We start from the raw sequence: 20,127 nt of genomic DNA, 5'->3' as shown, positions 1-20,127 counted from the left end.
TTAGCGCCTCTTCGTACAAAGAAAATGTTATAAAAAAGGTTGCGTTACAAAGTATCCTCAGTTCAATAATGAAAAAATAGACCCGCCCTCCAAGTAAGGAGAGGCGAGGTCTATTTCTGTCTACACGAGGTACTAAGCAAATTTTAAAAGAGAGGCTTCAAATCATCCCGCCTTATTCTCCAGTCCTTTAGAGGATGTGGATTTCAAGACTTTATCAAAGCTCCCATATTTTTCTTGGACGAATAAGAAGGCCACTCCTCCTAGAATACTAGGAATGGCAAATGCCATAAAGGCGCTTTGAGGGGCCACATTTGTCGCAAGTAAGAGACCAATGATAACAGGCGCTAATATTGCTCCGATCCGCCCAATGCCAACTGTTACACTAAGTCCTGTTGCGCGGATTTCACGTGGGTAAAATTCGGATATATAAGGATTCACCAAATTTTGTGTACCGCCTGTGCAAGCTCCGCCAAGAGCAATCAATCCATATAAAACGAGTGTATGTGATGTCATGCTAAGGGAAATAAAGCAAACCGCTCCGATTAAGAACATGAATAACAGTACTTTTCGATGGCCAAGTCGCTCGACAAGGATTCCACCAAGTAAGGATCCACCAATTTGCCCAACGGCCAATACTAGGTTAAATGATAGACTCGATGTAATGCCAAAGCCCGATTCTTGCATGATTTTAGGTAGCCAAGTATTTAAACCGTAAATCATAAGCAGGCAGCTAAAGACAGCCACCCAGAAGGCCAATGTACTAACAAGACGACGATCGGAAAATAGCTTTTTCACTGGTAATCCTTTTGCTTGTTCTTGAACAGTCGCATATTCAAAATCATCTGTTGCCTGATAGTCGCCTTTTGGATTCACTTTGTTAAGAATGGTGGCAATTTTGCCTCCTTGTTTCCGAAGAATCGAATAGGATAAGGATTCGGGAAATTGTTTGAGGAAAAATGGCAAAGTAAGCAAAGGAATAATTCCCAACCAATAGAGAAATCTCCATCCAAGACTCTCCATGGCATACATACCAATCAGAGAGGCCAAAATTCCACCGATTGAATAGCCACAGTACATTAATGCAACCGTTAAAGCCCGATTCTTCTTCGGGGAATATTCAGTCATGATTGCAATAACAGCGGGCATCAAACCACCCATCCCAAGAGCAGAAATAAAGCGCATAATAGTAAAAGTGGTTGCATTAGGCGCAAAACCGGCTAATAAGGAGAACAAGCTGAATAATCCCATACAAATTGCTAATATTTTTTTACGGCCGATTAGGTCAGAAAGGGACCCGAGAACAAAGGAGCCGATCATCATGCCTATTAATGAATAACTACCAATTGCTCCTGCTTCCACGGTCGTTAAGCCGAAGTCATCCATCATAAAAGGCAATCCAATTCCGTAGAGAGCGATGTCAAACCCATCAAATGCAATGGCATAAAAGCACCATAAAAATACTAATAAATGAAATTTATTGAATTTACTTTCGGCGATAACTTGTGTAGTCTGAACAACGCGCATGTCAATCTCCTTGTGTATATGTTTTTTCAATATTTAGAAAACAAAACAGAAAAATGTTGATTTCGTAAAACAGAGTAAGAGGGAAGAACAGCATAGTTAGCACGTTCTTCCTCGTCTCCATTATCTTTCAAGCTCGTAATTATTTCCAAACATCTTCAGCAAGCTCGACTACATAACGAAGCTTTTCCCATTGTTCCTCTTCGGTCAACAGGTTGCCCTCTTCGGTTGAAGCAAATCCACATTGAGGACTTAGAGCGAGTTGGCTAAAATCAACAAATTGGGAAGCTTCTTCAATTCTTCTTATAATATCTTCTTTTGGTTCCAGTTTCCCATGCTTTGACGTAATCAAGCCGAGGACAATATTTAAATCCGATCGATTGACAAAGCGCAACGGTTCAAACCCACCTGAACGATCATTATCATACTCTAGAAAGAACCCATCGATATTTAAATGGCCAAAGAGTTTTTCTGCCACAGGTTCATATCCTCCCGAAGAAATCCAGGTAGAACGGAAATTCCCACGGCAAATATGCATGGTCACATTTAAGTCGTCAGGACGGTCAGCTACCGCTTTGTTTAATGTATCAAGATACATGTTAATTAAGTATTCGGGGTCTTTTCCTTTGGTACGCAATTGCTCTTTTTGTTCCTCTGAACATAAGTATGCCCAAGCTGTATCGTCTAGCTGAAGATAACGGCAACCAGCATCATAAAAAGTTTGTATCCCTTTTTTATAAGCTTTTGCTAAATCATCAAAGAATTCTTCTTCATCTGGATAAACAGCAGGATCGATTTCTCCTCGAAAATGAAGCATACTTGGACTGGGAATAGCAAATTTTGCAACATGATCTCCAGCTGCCGTATGAAGAAATTTATAATCATCTAGCATAGGATGTTGAGAAAAATCTAATTTACTTGTGACTTTAATCGCACGTGATCTTGTTTGTTGTTGTTGAAATTGAATTCCGCTTCCTGACCAATAGCCTTCAACCCCAACTAAATCCTCTAAGAAATCGAAATGCCACCAAGCTCTGCGGAATTCACCATCTGTTACGGCTTGAAGCCCAACCTCTTTTTGCTTCGCGACAATTCTCTTGATTTCAGTATCCTCAATTGCACGCAGTTGCTCTGGTGTAATTTCTCCAGAAGTTTTCTGTAACCGTGCGTTTTTAATTATTTCCGTTCTTAATAAGCTACCAACCTGGTCGGCTCGGAAAAATGTTGTCGTCTTCGTTTGCATGAAAGTCCCTCTTTTCCATAAAAAAGTCTATTTGAACATCCTTTTAAATCGAATATATTGAATCTTATCATGGGAACGTATTATAGTGTAACTGAAAAAAGATATAGTTGGTTATAACTTAAGGCTATAATAGATAGAGTAGTTCTTATGAGATTCAAGGAATAAAATACAGTGTTGAATATGAGGGACGAAAGATGAATTTACAACAATTAAAATATGTGATTGAAATTGTTAGAAGCGGCTCTATGAACGAAGCAGCGCGGAAACTTTATATTTCACAGCCGAGCCTGTCAAAAGCAATCAAGAATCTTGAAGGGGAAATTGGGAAAACGATTTTTACTCGGACATCAACCGGTATTACCCTTTCGCCGGATGGGGCAGAGTTTCTTGGTTATGCAAGGCAAGTAGTGGAGCAAGTAGAGCTTTTAGAAAGTCGCTATTTTAATGCTGACCCATCACCACAACTTTTTTCGGTCTCGACACAGCATTATGCCTTTGCTGTAAATGCACTGGTCGAAATGATTAAGAGGCATGGTTCCGATAAATATCAATTTACCATGCGTGAGACGAGAACCTATGAAATTATAGAAGATGTTAAAACATTACGTAGTGAAATTGGGATTTTATATGTCAGTTTGTTTAATGAAAAAGTGATGATGCAGCTGCTTAAGGAAGAAGGGCTTGAGTTTCATTTGCTCTTTAAAGCCACTCCTCATATTTTTGTAAGCTCACAAAATCCGCTGGCTAGCAGGTCATCGGTTACTTTGCAGGACCTAGAAGACTACCCGCGTCTTACTTTTGAGCAAGGGGAATATAACTCGTTTTATTACTCAGAGGAAATCTTTAGTACGATCCCCAGCAAAAAGAGCATTCAAGTAAGCGACCGCGCCACCTTATTTAATTTATTAATTGGACTGAATGGATATACGATTTCAACAGGCATCTTAAGCGCCGACCTTAATGGTTCCGATATCGTCTCCGTACCACTAGAAGAAGGAGAAGTCATCTCCGTCGGCTGGATCGTCCACAAAAAAGCCCAACTAAGCCGCATGGCCAAGCTATATTTAGAAGAACTTGAACGAATTATTGGGTTTTATGTTTAGGGGGCCTGTCCCCCGCTGTTGTAACGCATTAACGGATTGGGGGACAGTCCCCGTTTGCTATTTTTTTAATTCATAATAAATAAATTCCTTATCTGGTGATCTCCCTGCTTCTTTAAAACCGAATTTTAAGAAGAGGTTTGTACTAATGACATTTTTTTCATCAATACCTGCGTAAATAATTTCTACTTTTTGACCTATGATTGTTTCAGTATTGGTTATCAGGTTAGATAGAATGAGTGTTCCATAACCTTGGTTGATATGTTGAGGATGAATTGCCATTGGATTAATGCCTAAAACTAATCTTTTATGATCATCCTTGAAATAATTAAAAATAAAAAATGCAAGGATTTCATTCTCCATTTCCACGACTTTAAAGTAATCAGCAATATTTGACCCTTCAGACGGGTGCTCTTTATACCAAATATATTGTTGGGAGATAGGCTCATGAAAAAAAGCATATTTATTTATTAAATTGGCGTTATCGCTGAATGATGGCAATATCCAAGCGTCAATCTTTTTGTCAATTTTTATATCGTAATCTCTCCATTTCAAAATATCTACCTCCATGAATTCGATTCTTTCATTATATAATAGTTTCGATGCTTTCAAATTACTTCATTTATACTGATTAATATAGGATGCTTAGAATAGGAGGAGCTTTGTGAACCGATTATTGCTAATCTTACTTTTGTTATTTGTCGTTCTGGTAGCTGGCTGTCAATCATCTTCTCAAATTGACCCGAAGGAATTGGAGCACTATAAGGTAGAACAAACGGAAGATCAGGTAAAGCAGGGGGATTTTATATTTCGGCTAGTGAGTGAAAAAGATGAGTACAGTAAAGATGAAGAAGTCAAGTTATATGGGGAGATAGAATATGTTGGAGAAAAAAAGGGAAGTTGCGATCGTTCATTCTGCCTCCGCCATTTTATTCCCAATCGAAGAAAAGGTGCGTGGTTATCAGATTCATAGCAGCGTACGAGAAATTGGTGTGACAACTAAGTTGAAGCAGGGAGAGCCTTATCGTGAAACGTATGCAAAGAAAGCGGTGATGTTTTCTGAAGAAGATTCATCCTATCATAAATTTATAGATCTCTTTTTGGAAGGCAAAGGATTCCCGACCGGCTATTATCAGGTAAATGGATACACCGATTTTTTTGCGAAGTTGGGAGAAGAGGGAGAGTATGTTAAGATTGAGGCGAATGTTGATTTTAAGGTACTAGAATGAAGGTTTAATGGTTATTATTCCCTTTCTCGTTTAGTAGACTGACAGAAAGGGTATAGTTTGAGATTAAAAAGTCTAAAATACATAAAATTAGAAGGATGTTTTCATGAAGAAAATCGTTTTATTGTTAAGTATGGCATTGTTTTTAGTCATGGCAGGTTGTGCAAGTAATGCTAGTCCGAAGGATGATGAAAAGAAAAAGAATGAAAATACAACAACTGAGGAGAAGAATGGGACAGGGGAAGATTCTGAGGGGAATGAAGAGGAAACTTCTAGTACACCGTTAGCTTCTATTGATGATTTCGAGAGTATATCGATTGATGAGTATGATCAAGACAATTGGATTCGTATCGAGACAGACAAGAATATGGAAAACCGTGCCTTTTTAGACGGAGATCAATTTTTTATTAATACAGAAAACAATGAGACTGTTGCTTATACTAAGGATATGGAGGAAATTTGGCATAGTGAAGTCCCTTACCCGTTTAGAAGGCCGAATGTGAAGACAGATGACTACATTTTGGTCAATAACGAAACCGAAGAGGGGACAGAAGCATTCATCGAGGCTCTAGATAAAGAAACAGGAGACTCTGTCTATAAAATCAATCTGGATGAGTATAATGATCTGAGTGATATTTATGTGATCGATGATGCCCTTTATTTTGCAGCTGGACTACGGTCAAAGCCCGATGATATGTTATTCTCGGATGAATTTACGCTATATAAATATAATGTAAAGGATGGCTCTCTTATTTGGGAACAAGAAATAGGTGCACTAAAGGAGAATTCTAAAGGTTCTTTGTTTCAGCTCGCCTTTCATGGTGATCTTGTCTATTATGTGAGCAATGAATTGCAACTAACCGCATTGCAAAAGGAGACAGGTGAAGAGGAGTGGACACAGGATTCACCTGATAATTTGCGTTATTTCATTCCCATTGTCGCGGGAGATATTTTATATATTTTAGATGGAGATAGTGTGTTCTACAGCTATGATGCAACGACAGGGGAACCAGTGGATGAATATGAATTTCCAGGAAGCATTATAGGACCAGTTGCCCCGTATCCCGTTTTTAAAGATTCACTTGTGATCTACCAAAATATGGATTTTGATAGTGGAGACACGACCTTGATTGCAGCTGATATGGAGGCAGGGGAAGAAGCCTGGTCCATTGACTTTGGCCAACACTTTATATTTGGTGCCTATCTTATGGATGACACCTTATATCTTCTAACTCAAGAAGGTGGAGAAGACTCCTCTGCCCCAACGAAGGTACTAAAACTAGAACCCGAAACAGGTGAACTAATAGAAAACATCGAACTAAACGATAAAATGGCCAAAGCCGCTAACAATCAGTATCTTTATATGGAAAACTATATCAACGATGAATACTTAGCCCTCTTCTTCGAAAAAACAGCTTATTTTATTAAGTAAAGTGGGGCCTGTCCCCCGCTGTTGTAACGCATTAACGGATTGGGGGCCTGTCCCCGGATAATTAAAGAAGGAGATTTGCGTTCTGTTGGTGAACTAGTAAGTGAATGTATTAAAGTCGCCAATGAAGAGAAGAGGGGCCTTGATGAAGACTAGAGGTAAGTTTATTCGAATGTTCAAGGTGTTGTCTTTGTTTTTTATTATATTTATGCAAATTTACTGGTATAAAGTAGGTAGGAAGTCTGAGGCGGATTGGGAAGATTTATGGGGGAGTATTGGGAGAAGGTTTCGACGGTTGCTTTTTGAATTAGAGGGTTTGCTAATTAAGGTTGGACAGATTATTAGTACCCGCGCAGATCTATTGCCACCAGCATTTATTAAGGAAATAGAAGATCTTACCGACCATGTCCCTCCTTCTGCCTGGAAGGAAATTCGGGAGTCGCTCAAAGCTGAGTGGGGAAGTGATTATAGCGAATTATTGCGTTCGATCGAAAAGGAGGCAATTGCTTCTGCGTCCATTGGAGAAGTGTATAGAGGTGTTCTAAAAGATGGCTCCACAGTGGCGATTAAAGTACAACGCCCTCATATACAATCCATTGTTCAGACTGACTTTCGTACGCTGAGCATCGTTATGTGGTTTGCTAGACATGTTGTCCCCCTCCCTAAAGGATTTATTAATTTGAAGGTCTTGTTTACAGAGTTAAAGCAAGTGATTGAGCGAGAACTCGACTTTTCCAAGGAGAAAGAAACGCTTCTTTATTTTAGGGATCGTTTTAAAGATCTTGATATTGTCCAAGTTCCGTCTGTTTATCCCGCCCTTTGTACATCTAAAGTGTTGGTGATGGAATGGGTTGATGGGGTGAAAATAACTAATTCCGAGGCTGTTGAGAGATTACCAATTACTCGTAAGGAATTGGCTCAGCGTCTTATAAAAGTATTTCTTCCACAATGGCTTGAGGCAGGGAAATTCCATGCTGACCCGCACCAAGGAAACGTTCTTGTATCCAAGGAGGGGCGGGTCATTTTACTGGACTTTGGCATGGTGGGGGAAATATCTAAAAATGACGCAGCTGCCTTTCAAAGCTTAATTGAAAGCTTCCTAGCCAAAAATTATACAAAAGCTGTTGATTGCCTAACCCGTTTAGGATTCTTACTTCCAGAAGCAGATACTAGGTTAATGGAAAAGGTTTTAGCCGAATGGATGACCTTCCAACCTACTCAGTTAACAGAAGTGGATTTGTTGGCACTGAAACTGGAATTGAACGATATGATTCAAGCGCTTCCCATTCAGGTTCCAACACACTTTGTTTTTCTAGGGCGTTCTTTTGTGACAATTGAAGGGATCATTGTTCATTTAACGCCAGACGAAGAGCTTCTTGAATTGGCTAAGCCTGTTTTCATGGAATGGGTAATGCATGAAGGAAGTAAATGGTCTTTTATTTGGCAATGGTTTCAGTCACAGCCAATATTCAAGATCTTTCATTCTATTACGGAATTTTTAAAAGCACCACAAACATTCGAACGTTTGAAGGAAAATGAACAAAGAAGACAATTTCGATTTACGATCTATGAAAATCGCAAAAAACAGCTATTTCAGCTAACATTACTTGGACTATTAGGTATTCTTGTTGGAGCATACTTATCAAATCCGTTTATTTTAAAGTTTACAATTGCTCTATCAGTCATTTCGATTGCCGGATATATAATTAATAGTTATAAGCTAAAAAAATGGATGAAATACATGCAATAGGGGGCCTGTCCCCCGCTCTGGCAACGCGTTAACAAGGTGGGGGACAGGCCCCGAAAGGTGTGAGAAAATGGAAATTCGTAATATATTTTGTATTGGACGTAATTATGTTAATCACGCGGTGGAACTAGGGAATGCTGTGCCGGATCAACCGATGGTGTTTTCCAAGCCTGTGAATTCTTTAGTGTATGCGGATGGGCAGGTGATCGATTATCCAGGAGATCGTGGGGAGATTCATCATGAGCTTGAGATTGTTTTATACATAGGGGAAGACATAGTGGATGAGGATGTTCAGGTCGATAAAGTCGTGACGAAGATGGCACTTGGGGTTGATTTGACCTTAAGAGATGTGCAATCTGAATTGAAAAAGAAGGGGCATCCATGGCTTCTCGCAAAAGGATTTAAAAATGCGGCGATTGTAACGGATTTTTGGGACTTTCATGGTGAGGAAGCCTGTAGGAAAAAGAACTTCAGCTTGTTACGTGATGGGGAGACCGTGCAAGAGGGAAATATGACGTCGATGATCTTTTCTTTTGAGACCATTTTAGCATATATTCAAGCAAACTTTGGTTTGAAAAAAGGAGATATCATATTTACAGGAACTCCTGAAGGGGTCGGTCCCATTGCAGATGACGAAAAATACGAATTGCGATGGAGCGAGGAACGAAAGGGAAGTTTTACTGTTCATATGAATTAAAAATCTCGCTTGTTTCAAACTAGGCTTTCTGATAAGCAAACCTAAGATTCGCAGATGGAACAAACCGTTAGAAAAATTCAAGTTCACTAAGGAAATGACAAAAGTAAAAGCCCACTTTTCATTGTAATAATGAGATAGCGGGCTTTTTGTAGCCTAGGAAATTATAAGGTTGGAGCTTGTGGATAAGTTGTAATTTTGAGTTTTGTCGTCCAGCTCCAGCGCCCAGCGACTAGCAAACTTTCAGCTTCTACTTTCGTAAGTCAACATCGACTCATGCTTCGCCGTGCTATCTAGCTACAGACGGCAGGAGCTTGAGATCAAATAACCCTGAATCGCAGAAGGGAAAATTCGCCCTTCTTCGTTTCAGGAACATTTGCTTGTCGCTCCTATCAGCCGTCTTTCGCATTTCGTGTATCCTTATCTCAGGGCTACAGGATGTAGGTCAGAACAGCGTTCGACGTACAGGAGGTACTAGTGCAGACGAAGCGACAGGACGTCGCGTTTTTAGCTGTTCATCCTTACTATGGAAGTTTGTACGTCGCTAAACGGACGCTCGCGCTTTTGTTCTTACTTGAAGAAACTGGTATTAAAAAAGTAATATTCGGTAAAACCCAAGGCGTGCCAGGAATCGTCTATTCCACCACTTCAAGTAATCCGTGTTCTAGGCAGGTGTCGGTTGATAAGGTTTTTGAATCCTTTTTGAAACGAATGATTAGGGTGTCATTTGAGCTTTGCTCAATTTTGCCTGGCCCAAATACGCGATGTTTGATTTTTAGTCCGGAAAGGAGTTTCGCGGGATCTCTGATCACATTAGGGTTATTGGGAATTCTCCTTTTTTGATTCTTATTTTGGGATATGGTTATTCTGCTAGATTGCTGTTGCTTTTCTTCTTTAGGATGAAGGATTCTTTTGACATCTAGTACAAATTTAGAAGGGCCAACCTTTTTTCCGAATCTCTTCTTATAAGTGAGCAGTTCCAAATCCCTTTTTGCTCTTGTCATGCCAACATAGAAAAGACGCACAGCTTCTTCCATTTCTTCTCTTTTGCCTTTTTTGAGCAGCTCATCTTCGGCTTTGGTAGGGATGACTCCCTTGATTAAGTCGATCATATAGACCTTCTCAAATTCCAAGCCCTTGGAACTATGGAAGGTGGAAAGTGTGATGGCATTTTGCTGTTTATTATATTTGGATTTCTTCAATAAGGAATCTAGGTGATCTAACCGCTTTGCAAATTCAACCATTGTATTCGTTGATTTGGCGATCTCTTCCAGTGTATTCAGCACTTCTAATAAATAATCGATGTTAAAGCCTAGCTGTTCTGACATTTTTCTGAGCACTTGTTCATAACCAAATTCTTCGCGAATAATCAGCATTACTTGAAAAGGTGTTTTCCCATGCATTTGTTGATAGTGTTTTTGGTAAGCTTTCACTTTTTCCTTTTGCCAATCTTTTAAATCGCCTAATTTGATTAAAAGATCAAAGACTGATTGATTGTTGGAGCGTTGAGTCAGTTGTTGGATTTGTGCCTTTTTTAGATAAAGATGAAACTTAGAATAAATTCGCGCAAAAATATCCACTCGAGTCACGTCATACGACAAGCGCATAAAGTTTAGTACATCTTCCACAACCCAATGACTGAAAAAGCGATTATTGGAATCCTTCATATAAAAAGGAATATGCGCTTGATCCAATGCATCCAGAAGTAAAATTGATGAAGCATTATTACGGTATAAAATTGCGATTTCGCGCAGATTCTCTTCTTTGCCAATCTGATCGACTAAATAGCTGGATTGGTATTGATAATCGTCTAATGTTTTCAATTTGATTGGCGTATAGGCTGCATTTTCTGTAAACATATTTTTGTTGTAACGATTTTTATTTTGTTTAATAAATATATTTGCAACACTAACGATGTCTTGGGAGGAACGATAATTTTGCACCATCATTAAAGTCTGGGCGTCCGGATAGACCTTTTTAAAATCAAGTAAATATTGTGGCTCCGCGGCTCGCCAGCGATAAATCGATTGGTCATCATCTGCCACGACGCATAGATTTTTGTGGTTATCGACCAATTTTTCTATAAGCGCATGCTGGACGAGTGAGGTATCCTGACTTTCATCGGTCAACACATAATCGTACTTTCGTTGATATTTAGCTAGTAAGGTATGCTCCTTTTCAAATGCCTGATTGGCGATTGTCAGCATATCATCATAGTCGACAAGTAGTTGATCGGTTCCAGCTCTTTTAAAGCGTTCGTACTTTTTAAAAATCTCTAAGGCATTTGGAACATCACATGAAATATCGGCCCATTTTTCCTTGGGAATTAGTTTGTTTTTAATCAGACTAATATATGTAAGCAATTCGTCCAACTGATCATCTGTTATAGCCTTGTGGTTGAACGACTTAAATAAATCCCGTAAAAGCATTTTTTTATTGAATGGGCTAGGATCGGTTCCTTCAATGATCTGATACTGAAGCTTCCTATTATAGAAATACTCACGTACAACCTGAAAGGCAAGGCTATGAATTGTTGAAAACTCGACAGGGGGGAGTGTCGGAAAGAAACGTTGATAGCGTTCTTTCATATCTCGTGCAGAAGCATTACTGAAGGTCACCGCCTTGATTCGTGAAGGAGCTAACCCTATTACCTCAATTAAGTATCCTATTTTCATAATAAGAGTTGTCGTTTTTCCAGAACCAGGCGATGCTAGAAGCAGCAATGGCCCTTCTGTATTCAAAACCGCCCTTTTCTGAACATCATTCAGCGAAACCCCTAGCTCCTGTTTCTTTCTATAAAAAAATTCTTCCCCTACAAGCATCATGCAAAATCCTTTCTGTTGCTTTAGCTATTAATAGATTATTTTAACATACTGCCTAGGAGTCCATAAGGTGTTGTCTATATTTTATATAATTTTGTAAATAAAAGTTTAATTCGAAAAACAATAGGTAATATAACCACTAGATGCGTTTAGCTAAATAAATAAGGAGAGTGTATATATGAATATCTTTGATATGTATGCAACATCTGGTTTCCTCCACAGTGTGCAAAACTTTGTTGTGGCCATTCTTGTATTACTAGTTGGCTGGCTGATTGCCAAAATAATTGCTGGTGGGGTGGAAAAGGCCCTCAAAAAGACGAAATTAGATGAAAAGCTTTATAGAAAGGTTCGACCTGGAGAGCCACCTGTCGATTCGAATAAAATTATCGGCAAAATTATTTATTATATTTTACTTGTCTTTGTTTTGATTTTGTTCTTTAATGTTTTAAATTTAAATATGATTGCAAACCCATTGACCGATTTAATTTCAACATTCTTAGCATTTATTCCTGCGGTCCTCAAGGCGGTTTTAATCCTTGCTTTGGCATTTGTGATTGGCGCTCTTCTTCAGTGGGCGATTGTACATGGAAGTAAAAAAATCCATGTGAACCATTTGCTTGTAAAAATAAAATTAGCCAATACCATCGAAAAAGCGGATGAATATTTAGCAACAATTGGAAAAGTGGCCTTTTATCTCATTCTACTAATCTTTATTCCTGGTGTTATGGATGCTTTAAATATTCAAGGAGTTTCGGAGCCATTTAGCGGCTTGTTGGCGACGATCTTAGCTTTTATCCCTAAATTAATTGCCGCAGCCATCATTTTTGCAGTGGGCTGGTTCCTAGCAAGAATTGTTAAAAATATTGTTGTGAATCTTTTACAAGCGGTTGGATCGGAGAAACTGGTAAGTAAGTTGAAAATGGGTAAGATCTTTGGGGATGCAGGCTTAGCTACCTTTATCGGTAATCTTGTCTTTATCCTGATCTTGATTCCAGTTACCATTACAGCACTTGAAAAATTGGACTTAACAGGCATCACTGAACCTGCGATCAGTATGTTGCATGAAGTAATGAATATGATTCCGAATATCCTTATCGCCATTGCCTTAGTCTTTGTCGGAATTTGGTTAGGTAAATTCATTGGCGGATTTGTGAGTGACTTTTTAAGCCGTACTGGCTTTGATAACATGACGGCTAAACTGCAGATGGGTCAGACAAAAGCAGATACAACCAAAATGCAGGCTTCTACTGTAGTCGGATATATTGTGCAAGTATTGATCATCTTTTTCCTAACGATACAGGCTCTTTACTTAATTAAACTTGATTTCCTAGTTGGTATAGCAGCTGCTATCACAGCTTATTTACCAAATGTATTGGCTGCAGTGCTCATTCTTGGTGTTGCTTTAATCTTGGCGAACATCGTTGAAAAAGTCTTGATCAATTTGCTCCATGGCCCTGCAATTAAGATTTTGGCTGGATTTGCAAAATATGCGATTATTGCATTGTCTGTCTTTATGGCTTTAACACAATTAGGCATTGCCACATCCATTGTCGCATCGGCATTTACCTTAATCCTTGGAGCGCTTGCGCTTGCCTTTGGCTTAGCCTTTGGTCTTGGCGGAAAGGAATTTGCTAGTAAATATTTACGTAAATTTGATGAAACCATTGAAGAAACGAAAGTAAAAAATGACAATGAGATAGAGTAATCAATAGCAGATCATAAAGTGGACGATCGAATCAGGGGAAAGCCCCCTATTTGATCGTCTATTTTTTTGTTTTATAAAATCTGGCAGGGAGATTCCACACAATAAAAGTGGAAGGACATCGGCCGTTCCCAAAATGGGGTAGTACCAGCGAAGCTGTCACTACCCGCAATAAGGAATAAAATTAAAAATGCAAAGGGTTTTCTATTTCTGATTGCCTTTTTTCGATTGGAATTCGTTCCATCATATCCAATTTAAAGATGCCGTAAGGATTTACATGGCTATAGATTAGTGGGCTTAATGCTCTCAAATCTTCAGGTGTCATCATATCCAACCACTTCTTTTCCGATAAAACAGATTGAATCATGTGTATATTAATAAACACGAGACAATTTTGTAATAAATGCAGGGAAAGAACGGCAACCTCCTGATCTTCCAATCTATTTGTCGAAATTTCTCCCCCTTTTCCGTAAAAAATAAAGCCGTTGGCGGAATTCCAATTCTCTACAACATTGAGGCCTTCATTAATTTCCCTTCGAATATCTTCCGAGCCTATATAATCACATAAGAAGATAGTTTTAATAACTTTTCCCAGTTCAGATAGGGCTTGATAAGTAGGGTGTTTTAAGTTACTTTTTGTAAATCGTTTTAAGATAGCCTCTGTTTCTGCTGTTCCAAGACGCAGGGCTGTAGCGTATTTAATCATCTGATCATATTGCTGACGAATCAATTTCCCAGTTGATAGGTCTTGTAAGAATGGGTTGTAAATTAGGGAAAGCATCACTCATGCCACTGTCTGGCCTATACAACTTTTGAGAGTGAATAGCTTTTAATCTTGGCATAAGCTGAAACCCCAGGAGATGGCAAAAGGCAAACGCTACTTCGCTTTGGCCGTGACTGTCTACATAATTCTTTTCAACCTCCATGCTCGTACAGTGCTTCAAGACTCCTTCAATCATAGATGCTACCTCAGAAGAAGAGCATGATTTTAATTGGGAATAAATACAGGTTGAATGTTTAGCTGCATGCCAGTAAATCATGACACCCCTATACCGAATATGCCATTCAGTCATTAGATTTTGGTCCCACGCACCGAATTTCTTAGAATCAGAAGCACAGGAAGTTGTTCCTTCTCCCCATATATCTGTCATTTTATTTCGTAAAATGGCATTTACAATCTCAGCTATAGCATTTCGTAGATTATCTTTATCAATGTATTTTCGCCGTATATATAACAAATCTTTATATTTTTCGCCATGTTCCCCATTTGAAATTCGTTTTAATCCTGCATTTGTTCCCAAACCGTATAAGAAGCTGTTGTTTTAAAAAGTTCCGTAAAGTTTATACGCAAATCAGCTTCCTTGAGAATATCTAGTAAACTAGTCATTGGCCAGCGTTTCATAATTTCGGTTTTCAATCGTGACAAGTTAACCGGCTCAGGTACTGGGTCAAAAGGAGAAATAGATATTCTGCCATTTCCTTTTGTTAAAATACGAACCTTATTATTCTTAGGGATTCCTTGATCTAATTTATTTAATGCATTTGTCATTTCTTCCTTTAAATTTGTGATAAACTCATCGGGATTGATAGGCTTTTTCAATGCTTTATAGTTTTCTTCACGACGTAGATCAAAATCCTGCTTATGCTCTTCACACGATGCTTTTCTTGGAATGGATACATCAGAGAAAACCCGTTGGTGTACAACAGTTAGCAGAGATGCAAAAAGTTTCTCCTTCGTATTTGTCTAAAATATTGACCAAGTTGGTTAAGGAAGGAATGATTAATTCTTCTTCAGGGGCCCACGGAGGATATACGATTATTTAAAATTGGGAAGACATTTCATTTTTGGACATCATACATTCTATTGAAGGTAAATCATCTTTGTTTGATTGCTGTTTCTCGCGGGATCATTTCTGAATAATTGTAATTCGCCAATTTTTCGTTCCCAAATGATTTCCCTAAAACAAACTCTCATTAGATATACGTTTAAGGGAACGCTTAGCGTACAAAAACCAACTTTACACTTTAAAAAACTGTCTTAGCTTTGAGTTTTACGTCAAATGTCGGTTGGGCCCCTGCGTTGTAAAAAATAAGTCTAAAGTATAAGGAAGTGAACATAATGACAAATCAACCAAGTCAAATAAGTAGTATGCCTTTATTTTCACAAACGATAACTGACTTTTGGCGGGCGCCATTTTTGAACGGAAACGTCCTCTATAGCGATGAAGTCTTTACTGTCGCAATCAACCCTGACCTGAGCGAAGACCGTCGGGTTATGGTGCTGGAAACCTCCGATGGCCGGGTTATGGCGGTCCTGACGCCTGCGCTGGCCGATAAGTTAGGCCTTTATCAACGACAAGACCTGTCTGAGCCAACCTTTCGCCGGATATTGAATGAAGCGGGAGTCACTCTACATGGCGCAGATTATCTTTTTTATTTTTCAGAAGCCGATAAGAACGTATTGGTGCAAGAAAACCTGGAAGGTGTCTTACGCCAGTTAACAGATCAAGATGATGCGGTTTTCTCCGAGTTCCAATCCTCCGCCTCGGAACAAGACTTGGATGATGCCTTTGTGGAATTGGATCACTGGGTGGTGTTAGGCTCTTTTGAGCAAAACCGCATGGTCAGCGCCGCCAGCATGTATCCCTGGGAGAATGCGCAAATTGCAGACCTCGGCGTACTGACTCTGACACCCTTTAGAGGAAAAGGTCACGCTCGTAAAGTGGTGCGTTCAATCAGCAAGTACGCTTGTGATCAGGGATACGAACCCCAGTACCGATGCCAGCTCGATAACCAGGTATCTACGTCACTGGCTAAAGCGGCGGGTTTAACGCTGTTTGGAAAATGGGAAGTGATTTCTCCCGACTCTACTAACTGAGAGTTTCATTGAGGGGGAATATAAAAATTTCTATGTAGAATATACATTTGATTTAAAAACCTTTCCTGCTACGTCCACTCGTTCACTAAAAAACTAGACCGATTTTTTCTTAGCGTAGGAAAAAATCGGTTTTATTAAAGAAACGTAAAACTTTATGGAGGTAGATATAAATAGGATTAGAGGTGAAGCTATATTCGTTGAAGAGCGACATGCTTGATAAACTATATTTGTCTGCCATCAAAGACTTATATAAGAACGAAGTTGTTGCGTACCAAATTAGTAGACGCAATGATTATAAACTAGTCTTGGATACGTTTAAAAAAGCCATAAAAGGAAGGAATGTAAAAGGAATCCTGCTCCATAGTGATCAAGGATACCAATACACGTCCCATAACTATAATCAGCTACTCACAAGATATAAAATGAAAGCTAGTATGTCTAGAAAAGGCAACTGTTGGGACAACGCTAGTATGGAAAGTTTCTTCAGTCATTTAAAAACAGAATGTTTTAACCTGTATACTTTTAAAACTTCACAAGAGGTTAGAAGGTCTATTAAAGACTATATTCTCTTTTATAACCACGAAAGGTTTCAAAACAAGCTAAACAACCTGACTCCTATCGAATATAGAAGCCAGGCTTCTTAACTGCGCTTATTTTTTGTGTCTAATTGACAGGGGTCAGATCAAAGATCAACAGTAGAAAATGATCAAACTTTTTTATAAAAATTGAACAATACTTCACAAAGAAAGAATCCTTAAAGTGTGGATAAAATTGGAAATGCACAAAAAGTTGGAAACTGTTTATAAGTGTACAAAATAAAAAGTTAAGCATAGAAATTGCCGGTTTGAAACAAAGTTTTACTGTTTTTTATAAAAAGATGTACAGTTTATAAAAAAGTTTGGTATAAAATCGGACACTATCCTTGAATAAGGATAGTGCTTTTTTTTATTTAAAGGGAATTGCATGGCGGAGGAGAAAGAATTATTATTATCATTCTAAGAATGCCTCAGATAAAAGCTAACAAGAATTACTAGATTGGGCCTTTTAGCGGCATCTTAATCCGTTAAGCTGGTATATTCGCCCCGTTTTTTTAATCGTATTAGTCTATTTTGCATATATGCAGCTGGAAAGGTGATATCATAACATTTGAATTAATGATGAGCGTATGGTCTGGTTTCCAGCAGCAGAGACGATTAATCAGCAAATGCAGGCAGTATTGGATTACGATGTAAGTAACACAGTTTTCAGCAATTTTTACGATTGCTTTAATGATGGTTTTTGGAAGCATTCACTTAAATTTGGTTTGATCATATTGAATGTTACACTTATTGGAAAGGTTACTGTCATTGCTATTCACAGGCGAGAATGGTTGGGCACCTCTAGGAAACACTATTTTTGAGCTGATTTTTGTTAATGAAATCGGTGCATTTATGATGTATAGAAAACGAAAAAATAAATTAGTTAAGCAATAAACAATTTCATAAAAATGCAGCAATTTGACATTATTAGACATAAAGGAGTAGGACAGTTATTAGATTAAGTAAGCGCTTATTTAATAAAAACTTGCGGAATTTTTATTTCTATTATATAGTGGAAGTACTATTATATTAAAGGGTGAACTTTTTGTTAATTGTAGAATTCTAATCTAAATCAATGTTATAGCTTAATTTTGTCGAACAACCACCCGTCTGAGGTGTTATTTGTTTTGCAAAAAAAGCAAGATTAGAATTAGTTGGCTTCGTATAAACATTTGGCGCGACTAATTTTAGTCGCGCTTTTTCTATTCGTTGATTTAGACAATTTTAATTTTTTCTTATTAAAATTGAGAGGACGAATCTACAGTGCAAAAACAATTACAAAAAATCACAACCGATATGCAACTTGAAGAACATTTTCTCACATTAGAAAAGGCTCTACTTGCTTTATATTTTCATAAAAATTGCACCACTAAATCTTTAGCATATATAACAAACTTACCAGTACCTATCGTATCAGCAATGAAGAAAGAATTTGCTAAACAAGGTTGGGGTAAACATAGCTTAACGAAAAAAGGTCAGCTAGCTATTTCGCAATATTTTCAACTCTCAGGTGCCGATGCTAAACTCTATCTTCAATTAACAACAAATGATGCATTTCGTACAGAATGGATTAAACAAAATAAAAGCGAATTAAACATTATTTATGAAACTAGACCCACAGCTGACGTGGCGATTGATCAAGCAAAATGTACAGTTGAAACTGCCCTAAAACGTGCATTGCTCGCATTAGACTATACAATGCTACTCAATAAGCGTATTTTGTGTTTAGGCGATGATGATTTCATCAGTATTGCGCTAGCATTTATACTAAAAAAAATCGCTCCACATTCCACTACTCAAATTGTTGTGTTAGATATTGATAGGCGAATTTTATGTATGATTAGCGAAATTGCTCAGAAGTATGAGCTTCCTATTAAAACAGATTATTATAACGTTCAGGAGCCTTTGCCTAAAACATACGCCCATCATTTTGATTGTGTATACACCGATACTCCGTATACATTGATTGGCGCACAGCTTTTTTTATCACGTGCAATTAACGCACTAAAGCCAGAAGCTATGCGGCATGTGTTTTTCTCCTACTCTAAACGCAGCTATCAAAAGCAGTGGCAGCTACAGCAAAGCTTACATGCCATGGGCTTCGTGATTGACAGTATTAAATACGATATAAACACCTATGAAGGTGCGCAGATATTAGGTGCTACAAGCTCATTATTCGTATTACAAACAACAGATCAAATGACTCCCTACATTCCTAATCAGCGTAAATTTATGCGACCAATTTACACAGGAGAAATTGAGCGGAAATCAGTTGTTTATCAGTGTATCAACTGTCAGCACTCACTTACAGTCGGCGCTCACCATCAATACACCACGATTGTTCAACTTCAATCTAGTGGTTGTCCGATTTGCAAAAATAAAAAGTTTTTACAAATTAAGAGAACAGTACAAAAAACACAATTCCAACATGCTTTAGGACATCATATTTTATTAGAGCTCCATGATTGTGATGTTGCATTACTCAAGGACGTGCAACGAATTAAAACGATAATGTCTCAAGCTGCACATAAAGCAAAAGCAACGATTGTGAATGAACATTTCCATCATTTTTCCCCTCATGGGGTTAGCGGTGTAGTAATTATTCAAGAGTCACATTTAACGATTCATACGTGGCCAGAGTATGGTTATGCAGCAATTGATGTTTTCACGTGTAGCAGTAAATTGGATCTACAAGAGGCTGTTAAACATATTACTGAGCAATTTAATGCAGGAAATGCCACACAGCATTACGTGCATCGTGGTAAATAAAAAAATATAGAAGGTGAATTCATTAATAAAAACGGTGGCCAAAGAATATTATGAAGGATATAAGAATGATATGGTAAAAAAGGCACCTAGAATAAGGAGTGCGCCTTTCAATTATGCAAATTCCGAGCATAATCAGGATTCTACCTTTTCTTTTTAGGGATGAGTAAATTAAAACAACATAGTAATGCTATTCTAATCTATATTGATCCACTTGCAACGCTGTTCATTTCAACTATGCTCATTGTGAAAAAATAACGTTCCCACAAATTATTGGCGCCATTCTCTTGCTGGTTAACCTTTATGAGCGGGATGCACAAAGTAACGCCTCAATAAAATAAAGGGGCTTCCTAAACGCCTTTAGGGCTATTTGGAAGCTCTTTTTTATGTTATTTTTCAAACCAGCTTCTCTCACATTTCT

Annotated in this window: 14 protein-coding genes and 3 pseudogenes; 12 read left to right on the top strand and 5 right to left on the bottom strand. The window is 38.3% G+C overall.

Annotation, left to right across the window (positions count from 1 at the left end; translation table 11 throughout):
• Window positions 1-162 precede the first annotated feature (162 nt).
• Both IPU53_RS02365 and IPU53_RS02360 read right to left on the bottom strand, forming a co-directional pair.
• Window positions 163-1,524: an MFS transporter gene (locus tag IPU53_RS02365; protein ID WP_207447165.1), complete on the bottom strand. Its 1,362-nt coding sequence runs from the start codon at window positions 1,522-1,524 to the stop codon at window positions 163-165.
• 139 nt (window positions 1,525-1,663) lie between these two features.
• The gene (locus IPU53_RS02360) at window positions 1,664-2,764 is read right to left on the bottom strand and encodes a 5-methyltetrahydropteroyltriglutamate--homocysteine S-methyltransferase (protein ID WP_207447163.1); all 1,101 of its coding nucleotides are present in this window, start codon (window positions 2,762-2,764) and stop codon (window positions 1,664-1,666) included.
• Between the two features lie 194 nt (window positions 2,765-2,958).
• Here IPU53_RS02360 and IPU53_RS02355 point away from each other — a divergent pair, with 194 nt between their 5' ends.
• Complete coding sequence (locus IPU53_RS02355) at window positions 2,959-3,867, top strand: LysR family transcriptional regulator (protein ID WP_207447161.1); 909 nt, start codon at window positions 2,959-2,961, stop codon at window positions 3,865-3,867.
• A 57-nt stretch (window positions 3,868-3,924) separates the two neighbouring features.
• Here the strand turns inward: IPU53_RS02355 and IPU53_RS02350 are convergent, their stop codons facing one another.
• Window positions 3,925-4,419: a GNAT family N-acetyltransferase gene (locus IPU53_RS02350; RefSeq protein ID WP_207447159.1), complete on the bottom strand. Its 495-nt coding sequence runs from the start codon at window positions 4,417-4,419 to the stop codon at window positions 3,925-3,927.
• 109 nt (window positions 4,420-4,528) lie between these two features.
• Between IPU53_RS02350 and IPU53_RS02345 the strand changes: the two genes are divergently transcribed.
• The 5 genes from IPU53_RS02345 (at window position 4,529) to IPU53_RS02325 (ending at window position 8,963) form a co-directional block, all read left to right on the top strand.
• Window positions 4,529-4,837, top strand: coding sequence for a hypothetical protein (locus IPU53_RS02345; protein ID WP_207447157.1), 309 nt, complete (start codon window positions 4,529-4,531; stop codon window positions 4,835-4,837).
• Window positions 4,743-5,093 (top strand): hypothetical protein, encoded by a 351-nt coding sequence (locus IPU53_RS02340; RefSeq protein ID WP_207447155.1) that lies wholly within the window; start codon window positions 4,743-4,745, stop codon window positions 5,091-5,093. Before IPU53_RS02345 ends, IPU53_RS02340 begins: the two co-directional genes overlap by 95 nt.
• 103 nt (window positions 5,094-5,196) lie before the next feature.
• Window positions 5,197-6,522, top strand: coding sequence for an outer membrane protein assembly factor BamB family protein (locus IPU53_RS02335; RefSeq protein WP_207447153.1), 1,326 nt, complete (start codon window positions 5,197-5,199; stop codon window positions 6,520-6,522).
• Window positions 6,523-6,664: 142 nt separating this feature from the next.
• Window positions 6,665-8,269 (top strand): ABC1 kinase family protein, encoded by a 1,605-nt coding sequence (locus IPU53_RS02330; RefSeq protein ID WP_207447151.1) that lies wholly within the window; start codon window positions 6,665-6,667, stop codon window positions 8,267-8,269.
• Window positions 8,270-8,336: 67 nt separating this feature from the next.
• Complete coding sequence (locus IPU53_RS02325; protein ID WP_207447149.1) at window positions 8,337-8,963, top strand: fumarylacetoacetate hydrolase family protein; 627 nt, start codon at window positions 8,337-8,339, stop codon at window positions 8,961-8,963.
• A gap of 632 nt (window positions 8,964-9,595) precedes the next feature.
• Here the strand turns inward: IPU53_RS02325 and IPU53_RS02320 are convergent.
• Window positions 9,596-11,785 carry an ATP-dependent helicase gene (locus tag IPU53_RS02320; RefSeq protein ID WP_313886431.1) on the bottom strand — a complete coding sequence of 730 codons (2,190 nt, stop codon included), beginning with the start codon at window positions 11,783-11,785 and terminating at the stop codon, window positions 9,596-9,598.
• 175 nt (window positions 11,786-11,960) lie between these two features.
• Between IPU53_RS02320 and IPU53_RS02315 the strand changes: the two genes are divergently transcribed.
• The gene (locus tag IPU53_RS02315; protein ID WP_207447146.1) at window positions 11,961-13,487 is read left to right on the top strand and encodes a mechanosensitive ion channel; all 1,527 of its coding nucleotides are present in this window, start codon (window positions 11,961-11,963) and stop codon (window positions 13,485-13,487) included.
• A 181-nt stretch (window positions 13,488-13,668) separates the two neighbouring features.
• Here IPU53_RS02315 and IPU53_RS02310 read toward each other — a convergent pair.
• Window positions 13,669-15,135, bottom strand: a pseudogene (locus IPU53_RS02310) (Tn3 family transposase); the annotation flags it as partial.
• On the opposite strand from IPU53_RS02310, the pseudogene IPU53_RS02305 reads away from it, so the two are divergent.
• The 5 genes and pseudogenes from IPU53_RS02305 to speD form a co-directional block, all read left to right on the top strand.
• Window positions 15,084-15,380: pseudogene (locus IPU53_RS02305) on the top strand (Rrf2 family transcriptional regulator); the annotation flags it as partial. The pseudogenes IPU53_RS02310 and IPU53_RS02305 overlap by 52 nt on opposite strands.
• 223 nt (window positions 15,381-15,603) lie before the next feature.
• On the top strand, window positions 15,604-16,362 hold the full coding sequence (locus IPU53_RS02300) for a GNAT family N-acetyltransferase (protein ID WP_207447144.1): 759 nt from the start codon (window positions 15,604-15,606) through the stop codon (window positions 16,360-16,362).
• A gap of 209 nt (window positions 16,363-16,571) precedes the next feature.
• A complete protein-coding gene (locus IPU53_RS25545) occupies window positions 16,572-17,006 on the top strand; it encodes an IS3 family transposase (RefSeq protein ID WP_396019886.1) in 435 nt (144 codons plus the stop codon).
• 383 nt (window positions 17,007-17,389) lie between these two features.
• A pseudogene (locus IPU53_RS25540) lies at window positions 17,390-17,834 on the top strand (hypothetical protein); the annotation flags it as partial.
• A 369-nt stretch (window positions 17,835-18,203) separates the two neighbouring features.
• The gene (gene speD, locus IPU53_RS02285) at window positions 18,204-19,709 is read left to right on the top strand and encodes an adenosylmethionine decarboxylase (RefSeq protein WP_207447140.1); all 1,506 of its coding nucleotides are present in this window, start codon (window positions 18,204-18,206) and stop codon (window positions 19,707-19,709) included.
• Window positions 19,710-20,127 lie beyond the last annotated feature (418 nt).

It is taken from the genome of Bacillus sp. SD088, assembly GCF_017355205.1.
Lineage (GTDB): Bacteria > Bacillota > Bacilli > Bacillales > Bacillaceae_C > Lederbergia.
This window is presented reverse-complemented; position numbering and strand designations above follow the sequence as displayed.